We start from the raw sequence: 12,784 nt of genomic DNA on the forward strand, positions 1-12,784 counted from the left end.
CGGGGGAGTCGTGCTGGGGGTCCGGGTCGCGGACGTCGAACCGGATGGTGGCTGAGTCGCCGCCCGGCAACGCCCCACCGGTGAACGTGACCACGGTGCCGTCCTGGGTGGCCTCGGCGCCGCTCACACTGCCCACTGTGGCGCCGTCGTGCAGCGTCACGGTGACCGTCCAGCCCGGACGCGGGGACGGGCCGGGATTGCGCAGCACCACCTCGCCCCGGTAGCCGAAGACCCGGTCGGTGACCGTCTCGTAGGTGGCGGTCAGCGGTGCCGCCGCCACCGTCGAGGGCGTCGCGCTCGGCGTACGGCTGGGGGTGGGTGACGGCGTCGGCGAGGGCGACGCGCTGCGGCGGCTGGCACTGGGCGTGGGCCGCGCGGTCGTGGGCCGGGCCGACGGCGTGGCGCTGGACGGCATCACCAGCGAGGTCGTGGGCGTCGGCGCGGCCGGCGCGGGCGGCTCGTCGGCGGTGGCCCACACCGCGGCCCCGGCCGCGGCGGCGATCAGCGTCACCGTGCCGGCTGCCAGCAGCACCCGGCGCCGCCCGGGACGGCGCTTGTCGTCGCCGAGCAGCCGGACCACAGGCAGTTCGGCGGTCAGTCCGCCCTCGGCGCGGCGCAGGTCGACGTTCTGGAACGCCAGCCAGTCGAGGATCGCGGGCAGCCGTCCGGTGACTGCCTGCTCGTGCTGCTCGGCGCGGGCGTCGGCGTCCCAGTCGCCCTCTTCGAGCACCTCCCGCACGGACAGCCGGGTGCCGTGCGCGGTGGGGGTCAGGTCGCAGGCGAGCCGGGTGGCCCGGCCGGTCTCCCGGCAGCGGACCACCAGCCGGTCCGGCGCGCGCAGCTCGACGGTCTCCACCTCGGTGTCGCCGTCGTAGCCGGGCAGCGCGGCGGTGGCGAGGATCCACCTGTCGGACCCGGGCGCGCTGTCGGCGAACCACTTGGCCAGCAGCGCGCGTTCCGTGAGCGCCCGCCAGGTCCGGCCGGGCGGGTGGAACAGGTCGACCTCGGTGACGATCTCGATCACGCGGAGACTCTAGGGCCTGTGTCAAGGTCGGTGCGGGGCACTGTCGCCGTCGTCGCGCCAGCGAGCCCGCCAGGCGGCCTCGCTCTCCTCGGCGCTGGCCTTCTCCTCGTGTATCAGCCGGCGCAACGCGACCCGGGAATCGGCGAAGATCACCAGCTCGACCGCCACCAGTGCCACGCAGATGGCGGTGAGCAGACCCAGCGCCCCGAGCGCCGGCAGGTGCCCGCCGACCGGCAGCGCCACGGCGAGCAGCACCACGGTGCCGACCCGGGACCAGGACAGCGTCCGCAGCACGCGCCACTGGAACGCCATGTTGGCGGCGAGGTAGAGGAGCACGCCACCGAAGAGCAGCGGCACGGCCGGCCCGTGGCCGCGCTCCATCGGGCCGCCCGCCGGGTCGGTGACGATGCGGACCAGTTCCTCGGCGCCGATCGCGAACAGGATCACCCCGGCGATCATGGGCAGGTAGAGATAGGCGTACGCGTCGCGGGCCAGCGCCACCCGCGCGGGGCCGTGGGCGGCGTGCAGCGCGATCCGGGCGGCCGGGCCGATCATGTCGAAGTGCGCCCACCAGAGCGCCGCGGTGAACAGGATGCCGAAGATCGCCGCCGGGATCGCCGGCCAGGTCACGGGCTGGCCGAGCAGGTTGCCGCCGACGCCGACCGAGATGACCGACTCGCCGAGCGCGATGATCAGGATGAGGTCGTACCGCTCGGTCCAGTGCTCGGCCGAGGTGATCTTCCAGCCGTCGGTGCCGGCCAGCAGGCCACTGCTGTACTGGATGGCCACCACCGCGATCCACAGCCCGTCGCGCAGCCACGGGCCGACCTCCGGGGACACACGCGGCGGCAGCAGCGCCGCCACCAGCAGCAGGCCGGCCGAGATCACCGCCTCCGGCAGGAACAGCCGCAGCTTGCGCCGGGCCGGCGGGTCGTCGCGCGTGGCGTACCAGTACAGGGCGGTGTGCACGAACCGGATCACCACGTAGCTGATCGTGACCAGGATCGGGCCGGCGCTGCCCTTGTCCAGGTCGCCGAAGGTCTGCGGCAGTGCGAGCGCGAACGTGAACAGCGCGATCATGCCGACCACCATGAGTATCGGCACGAAGCCCTCGCCGAGGCGCAGCCGGGCGGCGACCGCGCTGTGCACCACCCAGCACCACCAGAGCACGGCGAGCACCAGCAGCGCGTGCAGCAGTTGCCGCGGGGTCACGTTCGCGGCGGTGGCGCGCGTGATGATGAAGAAGGACACCACGAAGACGAGGTCGAAGAAGATCTCGAACCGGTCGACCCGGGTGGCGGGGGCGACGCCGGTCGCGGGCCCGAGCCCTTTGCGCCACCGGTCGCCACCCACCGGGCGAGTGTGTCAGCCCAGGTCAGGCCGGGTGCCGCTTTCGCCGGCCATTCCACCGGTCCGACGGGGAAGCCGCGCGCTCAGCCCGCCGCCGGGGCGGCCAGGGCGAGCACGTCGCGCAGCACGTCGCGCAACGACCGCCCCGGGTGCTCCAGCCACTCGTGGGCGGCGATCCGCAGGGACGCGAGGAACGTCGCGGCGACGATCCGGGCCCGCAGCGCCGCGTCCGGTCCGGTCAGCCGGCGGGCCAGCTCCGCGGCCATCTCCCGCTCCAGGGCCGCGTACGCGCCGACCTGGTGGGCGGCCAGGCTCGGGTGGCCGTGCAGCCGGCGACGCCGGTTGAGCCAGGGCTCGGCCGGATCGTCGTAGCCGTCCTCGGCCTGGACCAGGGCGGCCCGGGTCAGCGCGGCCCACGGCGACAGCTCCGCCGGTTGGTCCGCGACGAGCCTGAGGAGCCGTCGCAACCGCAGCGTGTCGCCGTGAAAGAGGGCCTCCTCCTTGCCGCCGAAGTAGTTGGAGAACGTCCGCCGGGAGACGTTCGCGGCGTCGGCGATCGCCTCGACGGTGATCCGGTCGGGGCCGTGCTCGACGGCGAGGGACAGCGCCGCCTCGTGCAGCGCCAGGCGGGTGGCCGCCTTCTTCCGCTCCCGCAGCCCGGTGCACTCCTCCATGACGGCCAGCGTAGGTGACCCATTTCTCAATGGGCAAACTTGCCTGCCGGGCAAGGTTTAGTGTTGATTGCTTGAGGCAACGAAGCGGCCACCCGAAATCGACACATCTGGAGGACGCGCGCATGAGCGCACCCACCACGACGGCTGCGGCCGCCCCCATGAGCAAGCGGAAGACGCTGGAGGCGCTCAGCGGTCTGCTGCTGGTGCTCTTCGTGGCCATGCTGAGCAGCACCGTGGTCTCGACCGCCCTACCGAAGATCATCGGCGCGCTCAACGGCTCGCAGACGCAGTACACCTGGGTGGTCACCGCCACCCTGCTCACCGCCACCGCGACCACCCCGATCTGGGGCAAGCTGGCCGACCTGTTCAACAAGAAGCTGCTGATCCAGATCGCCATCGTGGTCTTCCTGGTCGGGTCGGTCGCGGCCGGCTTCGCGCAGAGCGCCGGGCAGCTCATCGCCGCCCGCGCGTTCCAGGGCATCGGCGTCGGCGGCCTCCAGGCGCTCGTGCAGGTCGCCATCGCGGCCATGATCCCGCCGCGTGAGCGCGGCCGCTACAACGGCTACCTGGGCGGCGTCATGGCGCTGGCCACGGTCGGCGGCCCGCTGCTGGGCGGCCTGATCGTGGACACCTCCTGGCTCGGCTGGCGCTGGTGCTTCTTCGTCGGCGTACCGGTCGCGGCCGCCGCGCTGTTCCTGCTGCAGATCACCCTGAACCTGCCCACCGTGCGCCGGGACAATGTCAAGATCGACTACCTGGGCGCGACGCTCATCGCCGCCGGCGTCAGCGTGCTGCTGATCTGGATCTCGTTCGTCGACGACTCCTTCGCCTGGGTCTCCTGGCAGACCGGCGCCATGGTCGGCGGCTCGGTGCTGTTGCTCGCGCTCGCCGTCTGGGTGGAGGCGCGGGCTGCCGAGCCGGTGGTGCCGCTGCACATCGTCCGCGAGCGCACCACCGCCCTGGCGATCCTCGGCAGCCTCGCGGTCGGCATGGCCATGTTCGGCGGCGCGGTCTTCCTCGGCCAGTACTTCCAGATCGGCCGCGGCTACAGCCCGACCGAGGCCGGCCTGCTCACCATCCCGATGATGGCCGGTGTGCTGATCTCCTCGATCGTGGCCGGCCGGATGATCACCGCCACCGGGAAGATCAAGCCGTACATCGTGTTCGGGGCGGTCGTGCTGGTCATCGGGTTCGCCATGCTCGGCACCATCGACCACGAGACCTCGCTGGTCTTCGTCGGCCTCGCGATGTTCGGCGTCGGCGTCGGCGTCGGCATGACCATGCAGAACCTGGTGCTCGCCGTGCAGAACACCGTCGCGCTCAAGGACATCGGCGCGGCCAGCGCCAGCGTCGCGTTCTTCCGCTCGCTCGGCGGCACCATCGGCGTGTCGGTGCTCGGCGCGGTGCTCGCCCGCCGGGTCAGCGACCGGATCACACACGACCTCGCCGCGGCCGGCATCCCCACCTCCGGCGGGGGCGGCGGCAGCACGCTCAACCTCGACGCGCTGCCCGAGCCGGTCCGGCAGATCGTGCGGGCCGCGTACGGGGACGCAACGGGGCACATCTTCCTGATCTCGGCCGCCATCGCGGTGGTCGGTATCGTTGCGGCGCTGCTGCTGCGCCCGGTCACCCTGCGTTCCAGCCTCGACCTGCCGGACACCGGCCGTTCGGTGGCGGTGGGAGCGGACGCCGTCGACGGCGCGCCCGCCTTCGACGAGGTGAGCGTGGACTCGGCCGGCCGGGAGGAACGCGCCCGCCGCTGAGCCCGTACCCCCAGGGCCGTCGCCGACCCCGGCGGCGGCCCTGGTCCATGCGGGGACGAACCGAAGGAGGAGCCGTGGACGTCACGCGGACCGCGCACGCCCGCCTCGCCGCATGGCAGCGGGCCGCGCGCGAGCTGGCGCTCGTCGCTGTGCTCTTCCTGGCCTACAAGGCGGGCCGGCAGGTGGTGGCCGGGCACGCCGAGGTGGCCCTGGCCAACGGCGAGTGGGTCTGGCGGCTGGAGCGGTTGCTGCGCCTGCCCGACGAGACGCTCGTGCAGGGACCGCTGCTGGCGCACGATCTGCTGGTGCGGGTGGCCAACTCCTACTACGCCTACGTGCACTTCCCGGCCACAGTGCTCTGCCTCGTCTGGCTCTGGCTGCGCCGCCCGGCCCACTACGTGCGGCTGCGGCGGGCCCTGGCAGCGCTCACCGCGGTCGCGCTGGTGCTGCACGTCTGCGTCCCGCTCGCGCCGCCACGGCTGACCGCGCTCACCGGGCTGGTCGACACCGGCACCCGGTTCGGGCCGAGCGTCTACGGACCTCCCGACACCGACCAGCTGAGCAACCAGTACGCGGCCATGCCGTCGCTGCACGTGGGCTGGGCGCTGGCGATCGCGGTGGCGCTGATGGCGGTCACCACCGGACGCCGCCGCTGGCTCTGGCTGCTTCATCCGCTGGTGACCGCGCTCGTGGTGGTGGTCACCGGCAACCACTACTGGCTCGACGGCGTCGTCGCGGTGGTGCTTCTCGTGGTGATCCTGGCCGTGCTGCCGACACCCGCACCGGACCTGCCCACGCTGCCGCCCGGACCGCTGCGCCCGCACGTGGTGCCGGCGCCGCGCCGGGCCGGCCGCCGCCGGAACCCGAAGGTCCCGGCGGCGGCCGACGTGCGGCTGCGGCCACCCGGCCGGGGCTGACCGCCCCTCAGCGCAGCGTGCAGACCGTGCCGTTGAGGCGGAACGCACCCACCGGCACGTTCGGTCCGCTGTACGCGCCGACGAAGCCCACAGTCGTGCTCCCGCCGTCGGCGGCGAGCCGCCGGTTGTCGGCGGTCGGCGTCACCCGGACGTTGCGGCCCTGCTGGTCCCAGGTGGCGCTCCACCCGCTGCTCACCTGCTGCCAGGCGGTCGGCCAGGTCCAGGTGAGCGTCCAGCCGTCGACGGCCTTCGCACCCGCGTTGATCACCTCGACGTTCGCCACGTACCCGTTGCCCCAGTCGTTGTCGTCGTCGAACCGCACCGCGCAGGAGCTCTCGGCGGGGCTGCCGGTGGCGAACGTCAGCGGCGGCGACGACCACGAGACCCGCCCGGCGGTGTCCCGGGCCAGCACGTTGACCGTGTAGCGGGCGCCCGGTTCGAGGTTGCCCACTGTGAGCGAGGTGCCGGCGGTCTCGCCGAGCTGCTCGCTCACCGCGCCGTACTGGCGGTGCACCTCGTACTTGGCGATCGGGGATCCGCCGGGCGTGGCCGCCGGCCAGGAGATGGTCGCCGCGCGGTCGGTCACCGTGCTCGCCGTCGGCCGGCCCGGGGCGCCGGGCCGCCCGGCCGAGCTGCCGGCCGGTCGCAGCACGAGCGTGGTCAGCGAGTACGGCGGCAGCGTCCGCGCGGCCGCGCTGCCGGAGCGGGCGGTGCTGATCCCGGTCGCGCCGTTGGTGAACGTGTGCACGGTCGGTGCCTCGTCGACTGGGGTGAACCCGGCGTAGTCGAGCGCCACCGGGTACGCGTTGTCCGGATCCTTGTTGAGCAGCAGGACCGCGACGCTGCCGTCCGGCCGGCGGACCGCGTGCGCGGCGACCAGCGGCTGGTCGGTCCCGGCGCGGACGAGCTGGTCACCGGGCCGGACGAACAGGTTCATCATGGACAACGCGTGGTACGGCGCGAACGGGGTGTTGAACGCCGGCTGGCACACCTCGCCGTCGCTGGTGCAGTTGCCGCTGGAGAGCAGCCCGAAGTCGCCGTAGTCGGTCTGCCCGGCCACCTCGGAGACGGTGCCGATGCCGTTGTGCACGTTCCACCACTGCACCGTGAACACGCCCTGCTCCAGCAGGCCGCTGTAGGCGTCGGCCAGGAACAGCGCGCCCGGCGCGGTGGTGCGGCCGGCGTCCACGTTCAGCTCGGTGAAGCTGATCCCGATCCGGTCCGCGCCGGGGCCGGCGTACCGGGCGATCTGCTGGCGCAGCAGCCAGGCCGCGTCGGGCAGGTGGCTGGTGCGGGCCAGTGAGTCGGCGGCGCTGCCGCCCGGGTACCAGTGCACGTCCACGAAGTCGATCTTCGGGCCGGCGATGGACAGCACGGTCTGGTTCCACGGCCCCGGATCCGATCCGGCGGTGATGCCGTCCGGCCAGTTGCCGGGCATGGTGAGCACCGCGCCGACCTTGATGCTCGGGTCGACCGTCTTCATCGCGTCGGCGTACTCGACCACCAGCCGCGCGTACTGGGAGGCGCTCTTGTCCGGGTGGTCGTCGGCCTCCCAGGCCGAGCCGTAGTGGCCGTTGCCGTAGTTCTCGTTGCCGACGGTCCACCACTTGGCGCCGTAGCCCTTGGTGACGTTGGCGTAGCGGACCCACGCCGCCGCCTCGGCGGGCGTGCCGGTGCCGTAGTTCGCGATGATCATCGGCTCGGCGCCGACGCGGCGGGCGCTGGCCATGAACGTGTCGAAGTCGGTGTTCGGTGCGACGTAGCCGCCGGGCGCGGTGTGCGTCTCCCAGTGGTAGATGTCGGCGTACGAGCCGCCGGGGTAGCGCAGCATCTTCACGCCCGCGGCCTTGAGCAGGTCGGACGTCTCGGCGCTGCCGAGCTGCGAGTCCCAGATGGCGTGGTTGACGCCGAGCGCGGTGGCCGGGACGGTGGCCAGCCCGGCGCGGGTGTTGACGGTGACGGTGACCGGGTCGGTGGGGTCGGCGGCGGCGACCGGCCCGCCGACGGTGCTGAGCGCGGTGGCGAGCAGCAGCAGGCTGGCCGCGAACGCGGTGGTTCTCCTCATGCGGGGGTGTCCTTCGGAGTGGGACGACGAGGCGATGCCCGGTCTGCGTCGTCCTCCCGGAGCCGCGACGGCGACGGGTGCCCACGAACGACGATCGGCTCCGCGCGGCGAGCCATCGATGAGGATCATACGCCCGGCGCGGGGGAGTGCAGGGCTTAATTTATAGACAGGAGTCTTTACTGTTAACAATGTTTAATTTATGTTCGGGGCACCTTCCGTTCCCCCCGAAGGAGTTGCCACCATGCGCCGAAGAATCACCCTCCCGCTGCTCACCGCCGGTGCCGTCACCGGGACGCTGGCGCTCGCCGCGCCCGCGCAGGCCCACGGCTACGTCTCCTCGCCGCCCAGCCGGCAGGCGCTCTGCGCGCAGAACCGGGTGCCCGACTGCGGTCAGATCAAGTACGAGCCGCAGAGCGTCGAGGGCCCCAAGGGCCTGCGCAGCTGCCACGCCGGCATCGCCCAGTTCGCGGTGCTCAACGACGACAGCCGCAACTGGCCGGCCACATCGGTCGGCAGCACCGTCACGTTCACCTGGGTCAACACGGCCCGGCACGCCACCGCCAACTGGGAGTACTGGATCGGCGGCACGCGGGTCGCCGTGGTCGACGGCGGTGGCCGCCAGCCCGGCGCGACCGTGTCGCACACCGTCAACCTCGGCGGCTTCTCCGGCCGGCAGAAGCTGCTCGCCATCTGGAACATCTCCGACACCGCCAACGCGTTCTACTCCTGCGTCGACCTCCAGATCGGCGGCGGAGGCGGCAACCCGACCCCGCCGCCCACCCCGACGGCGGCGCCCACCACGCCCGCGCCCTCGCCCACGCCCACCCGGACCAGCACCCCGGCACCGGGCGGCACGTGGACCGCCGGGCGGGCGTACCAGGTCGGTGACACGGTCACCTACGACGGCCGTAGCTACCGCTGCCGCCAGGCGCACACCGCCATCGCCGGCTGGGAACCGCCGAACGTACCGGCGCTGTGGCAGCAGATCTGAGCCCGCGTACCCGCGTGGCGGAGCCGGCCGGTCCCCGGCTCCGCCGCGCGTCCGCCGCGGCCCTGCTCGGCGTGGCGCTGGCCCTGCCCGGGTGCGGCGGCCCACCGGCCGCCGATCCGTCCCCGCCGGTCCCGTCCGCCACGACCTCGGTCCCGGCCGGCGCGGACGCCACTGTCAGCGGGATCGACGCGCTGTTCCTGGCCATGATGGTGGCGCACACCGAGCAGACGCTGGAGATCGTCCGGCTCGGCCTCGACCGGGCCACCGACCCGCAGATCCGCACGCTGATCGCCGCCGTCCGGGCCACCGAGACCGACGAACTGGCCACCATGCGCGGCTGGCTGCGCGAGGCCGGCCCGTCGGCCGCCGCCGCGGCCGCCCGGCACGACCACTCCGGCCACAGCGAGGCCGCCGCCGGACTGGCCCGGCTGCGCGCCGCCGCGCCCGCCGACGCCGACCGGGTGCTGCTCGACGTGCTCAGCCGGCACCAGCGCACCGCGGCCGACCTGGCCCGCGCCCAGGTCGCCGCCGGGACCAGCGAGCGGGTACGCGACCTCGCCCGCCGCATCGACCGTTCGCGTACGGCCGAGGTCGACCTGATGGCCGGCCTGGGCTGATCGGCGGCGTGCCGAAGCGCCGGAGCTGCCCGGACGGGGCATGACCTTCGTCACGGTCGTCGCCGGCGGTGACCGGCTCGACAAGAGCGGCGAATCGGCGCGCACCAGCCCTTTCCGCGAGCCGCCGGAGCAGATCGGCGCCGGCGGCGCGGCCGGTTCGCGTGCCGCCGCGGTTCTCCCGTCGGCAAAACCGGCCGCGCCTCGTCCCAGGTCATGGCTACGCTGTCGCCCGGACGCCGCCCCGCCGCGCGTTCCGCCCGCGCTCCGCAGACGGCGCGCGGCGCCGCCGCCGACACCCAGTGCCGGACCGGATCCAGGAGACCGTCAGTGACCCAGCAACCCGTCGCGACGTCGACGAAGCTCGACGCCGCCGTACTCAAGGTGGCCGGCGTCGTCGTGCTCGGTGCGATCATGTCGATCCTCGACGTGACAGTCGTCAGCGTGGCGCTGCCGACGTTCCAGAGCGAGTTCGACGCCACGTACGCCCGCGTCGCGTGGACCATGACCGGCTACACGCTCGCGCTCGCCACGGTGATCCCGCTCAGCGGCTGGGCCGCCGACCGGTTCGGCACGAAACGCCTCTACATGGTGGCGTTGGCGTTGTTCACCATCGGCTCGGGGCTGTGCGCCACGGCCGACTCGATCGGCGAGCTGATCGCCTGGCGGGTGATCCAGGGCCTCGGCGGCGGCATGCTCATGCCGCTCGGCATGACGATCATGACCCGGGCCGCCGGCCCGCACCGCATCGGCCGCCTGATGGCCGTGCTCGGCATCCCGATGCTGCTCGGCCCGATCACCGGCCCGATCCTCGGCGGCTGGCTGATCGACGTCGCGAGCTGGCACTGGATCTTCCTGATCAACCTGCCGATCGGCGTGGTCGCCCTGGTCTACGCCCAGCTCGCCCTGCCCAAGGACAACGCCGAGCCGTCCGAGTCGTTCGACTTCCTCGGCATGCTCATGCTCTCGCCGGGTCTGGCGCTGTTCCTCTACGGCATCTCCACGCTGCCCGAGACCGGCACCGTCGCCGACACCAAGGTCTGGCTGCCGATGCTCGCCGGCGGCGCGCTCGTGGTCGCCTTCGTGCTCTACTCGTTCCGGCCCCGGCACCCGCTGCTCGACCTGCGGCTGTTCCGCAACCGCAACCTGACCATCGCCACCGTCACCATGTTCGTGTTCATCATCGCGTTCATGGGCGCGGGCCTGCTGTTCCCCAGCTACTTCCTCCAGGTGCGCGGCGAGACGACGCTGACCGCGGGCCTGCTGATCGCGCCGCAGGGCATCGGCGCGATGCTGACCATGCCGATCGCCGGCATGCTCGCCGACCGCGTGCCGGTCGGCCGGACGGTGCCGTTCGCGCTCGTGCTCATCGCCGCCGGGTTCTTCACCTTCACCCAGCTCGGCACCGACACGTCGTACTGGCTGCTCTGCGGCTCGCTGTTCGTGATGGGCCTCGGCATGGGCGGCACGATGATGCCGATCATGACCTCGGCGCTGAAGACGCTCAGCGCGGCGGAGGTGGCGCGCGGCTCCACGCTCGTCAACATCCTCCAGCAGATCGGCGGCTCGGTCGGCGCCGCGGTCATGTCGGTCATCCTCACCAGCGAGCTGAACGGCTCCCGGCCGATCCCCGGCGTCACCGACCCGGCCACCGGCGCCCCGCTGACCGAGGCCCAGCTCGCCATCGCCTCCCAGCAGCAGCCCGAGCTGATCCAGCAGTTCCCGGTGCCGCCGTCGCTGATCGAGCGCGGGCTCGACTACGCGGCGAACTCCTTCTCCACCACGTTCTGGGTCGCCTTCGGTCTGGTGCTGCTGACCTTCATTCCGGCCGCGTTCCTGCCCCGCCGCCGCGAGCCCTCGCACCTGCTCGACGGCGACCCGGGCGAGGACAAGCGTCAGGTGCCGGTCCCGATCCACTGACCGCCGCCGTGACCCGGGGCCGGACGCAGAAGCGTCCGGCCCCGGGCCGTTTCCGGCGCCGCGATCCGCCACCCCGGCGACGGCCGGCGCCTAGGATCGGAGGCGGAACCGGAGGAAGGCGGGCCAGCGTGAGCGCAGACGACGCGCAGCGGTCGGCGCGACGGCGTAACCGGCTGCTGCTGGCGGGCCTGCTCGCCGTCGTCGGGCTGATCCTGCTGCTGCTCGGCCTCACCGTCGCCACCGGCACGGTCGCGGGCGTCGAGGTGGTACTCGCGCTGTTGCTGCTGGTGACCAGCTACGCGATCCAGCGGGTGGCCCGCCGCGAGACCGTCTACCGCGACGAACGGCGCTGACCGGTCCGGCGTTCCGGCCGGGCTAGGCTGCCACCGTGGATCACGAAGATCGCATCGCGCTGTTCCTCGACTACGAGAACCTCGCCCTGGGCGTACGGGACCATCACGGCGGCCGCCCGTTCGACTTCCGGCCGATCGCCGACGCGCTCGCCGAGCGGGGACGCGTGGTGGTACGCCGGGCGTACGCGGACTGGTCGTACTTCGACGAGGACCGGCGCATGCTCACCCGTTCACACGTCGAGCTGATCGAGATCCCGCAGCGGATGGGCGCCTCGCGCAAGAACGCCGCCGACATCAAGATGGCGGTGGACGCGGTCGAGCTGGCGTTCGAGCGCGGCTACATCTCCACGTTCGTGATCTGCACCGGGGACAGCGACTTCACCCCGCTCGTGCACAAGCTGCGCGAACTCAACAAGCGGGTGATCGGCGTCGGGGTGGAGAAGTCCACCTCCGCGCTGCTGCCGCCGGCCTGCGACGAGTTCCTCTACTACGACCGCCTCGAAGGCGTGGACGTACCGCCACCGGCCGCCCGCCGCTCGCGCCCGGCCCGGCCCTCACCGGCGGAGCCGGCGCCCGAGCCCGTGGTGGTGACCGCGGCCGAGGAGGAGTCGGCGCGGGACGTCGACACGCTCGCCGTGCAGCTCGTGCAGACAGTGGCCGGCATGCAGGGCAGTTCCAGCGGCGACGTGACCGCCTCCGCGCTCAAGCGCGCCCTGCTCCGCAAGGATCCCACGTTCAGCGAGTCCGACTACGGCTTCCGGACCTTCGGGGAACTGCTGCGCCACCTCGCGGCGCACAACGTGGTGGAGCTGGCCGCCGGGCCCGCCAAGGGCGACCCGGAGGTGTCACTTCCCGAGCAGGGCGACCGGGAGGTCGCGTTCGGGCTGCTCCGCTCCGTGGTGGTGGACCTCGCCGCGGACGGCGGAGCGGTGGCGCTGTCCGGGCTGAAGGACCAGCTCCGGCGCGCCCGGCCCGACTTCAGCGAGAAGAAGCTCGGCTACCGCAGCTTCCTCCAGTTCTGCAAGGCCGCCGCGACGGGCGGCGCGGTGGAGTTGCGCTGGAGCCCGGACGACGGCGACTACCTCCTCACTCCCCAGACCCCCTGACCCACTC

The 12,784-nt window shown here is 72.9% G+C and carries 11 protein-coding genes; 7 read left to right on the forward strand and 4 right to left on the reverse strand.

Annotated features, from left to right (window positions below):
* The 3 genes from ABD52_RS32790 to ABD52_RS32800 all read right to left on the reverse strand — a co-directional run.
* Window positions 1-1,024: SRPBCC domain-containing protein (locus ABD52_RS32790; RefSeq protein ID WP_047894285.1), on the reverse strand; the 1,024-nt coding region annotated here is incomplete at its 3' end.
* Between the two features lie 21 nt (window positions 1,025-1,045).
* Window positions 1,046-2,377 (reverse strand): low temperature requirement protein A, encoded by a 1,332-nt coding sequence (locus tag ABD52_RS32795; protein WP_047894286.1) that lies wholly within the window; start codon window positions 2,375-2,377, stop codon window positions 1,046-1,048.
* Between the two features lie 80 nt (window positions 2,378-2,457).
* Window positions 2,458-3,048, reverse strand: a complete 591-nt coding sequence (locus ABD52_RS32800) for a TetR/AcrR family transcriptional regulator (protein ID WP_013286162.1) — start codon at window positions 3,046-3,048, stop codon at window positions 2,458-2,460.
* A 122-nt stretch (window positions 3,049-3,170) separates the two neighbouring features.
* Here ABD52_RS32800 and ABD52_RS32805 point away from each other — a divergent pair, with 122 nt between their 5' ends.
* Entirely contained in the window at window positions 3,171-4,811 is a 1,641-nt protein-coding gene (locus tag ABD52_RS32805; RefSeq protein ID WP_047894287.1) for an MDR family MFS transporter, read from the forward strand.
* 74 nt (window positions 4,812-4,885) lie between these two features.
* A complete protein-coding gene (locus ABD52_RS32810; protein ID WP_047894288.1) occupies window positions 4,886-5,728 on the forward strand; it encodes a phosphatase PAP2 family protein in 843 nt (280 codons plus the stop codon).
* Window positions 5,729-5,735: 7 nt separating this feature from the next.
* On the opposite strand, the gene ABD52_RS32815 is transcribed toward ABD52_RS32810, so the two are convergent.
* On the reverse strand, window positions 5,736-7,793 hold the full coding sequence (locus ABD52_RS32815) for a cellulose binding domain-containing protein (protein ID WP_047894289.1): 2,058 nt from the start codon (window positions 7,791-7,793) through the stop codon (window positions 5,736-5,738).
* A gap of 241 nt (window positions 7,794-8,034) precedes the next feature.
* Between ABD52_RS32815 and ABD52_RS32820 the strand changes: the two genes are divergently transcribed.
* The 5 genes from ABD52_RS32820 (at window position 8,035) to ABD52_RS32840 (ending at window position 12,777) form a co-directional block, all read left to right on the forward strand.
* Window positions 8,035-8,784 (forward strand): lytic polysaccharide monooxygenase, encoded by a 750-nt coding sequence (locus tag ABD52_RS32820; RefSeq protein ID WP_013286166.1) that lies wholly within the window; start codon window positions 8,035-8,037, stop codon window positions 8,782-8,784.
* The gene (locus ABD52_RS32825; protein WP_047894290.1) at window positions 8,769-9,401 is read left to right on the forward strand and encodes a DUF305 domain-containing protein; all 633 of its coding nucleotides are present in this window, start codon (window positions 8,769-8,771) and stop codon (window positions 9,399-9,401) included. Before ABD52_RS32820 ends, ABD52_RS32825 begins: the two co-directional genes overlap by 16 nt.
* A gap of 327 nt (window positions 9,402-9,728) precedes the next feature.
* On the forward strand, window positions 9,729-11,318 hold the full coding sequence (locus ABD52_RS32830; protein WP_047894291.1) for a DHA2 family efflux MFS transporter permease subunit: 1,590 nt from the start codon (window positions 9,729-9,731) through the stop codon (window positions 11,316-11,318).
* Between the two features lie 128 nt (window positions 11,319-11,446).
* Window positions 11,447-11,671, forward strand: a complete 225-nt coding sequence (locus ABD52_RS32835; protein ID WP_013286169.1) for a hypothetical protein — start codon at window positions 11,447-11,449, stop codon at window positions 11,669-11,671.
* 35 nt (window positions 11,672-11,706) lie between these two features.
* Window positions 11,707-12,777: a PIN domain-containing protein gene (locus ABD52_RS32840; RefSeq protein ID WP_013286170.1), complete on the forward strand. Its 1,071-nt coding sequence runs from the start codon at window positions 11,707-11,709 to the stop codon at window positions 12,775-12,777.
* The last annotated feature ends 7 nt before the right edge of the window (window positions 12,778-12,784 follow it).

Source organism: Micromonospora sp. RV43 (assembly GCF_001029515.1).
Classification (GTDB): domain Bacteria; phylum Actinomycetota; class Actinomycetes; order Mycobacteriales; family Micromonosporaceae; genus Micromonospora; species Micromonospora aurantiaca.

Coding starts and splice junctions, on each gene's coding strand:
- ABD52_RS32800 (WP_013286162.1), bottom strand. CDS start 3,048: ATGGAGGAGTGCACCGGGCTGCGGGAGCGGAAGAAGGCGGCCACCCGC.
- ABD52_RS32805 (WP_047894287.1), top strand. CDS start 3,171: ATGAGCGCACCCACCACGACGGCTGCGGCCGCCCCCATGAGCAAGCGG.
- ABD52_RS32815 (WP_047894289.1), bottom strand. CDS start 7,793: ATGAGGAGAACCACCGCGTTCGCGGCCAGCCTGCTGCTGCTCGCCACC.
- ABD52_RS32820 (WP_013286166.1), top strand. CDS start 8,035: ATGCGCCGAAGAATCACCCTCCCGCTGCTCACCGCCGGTGCCGTCACC.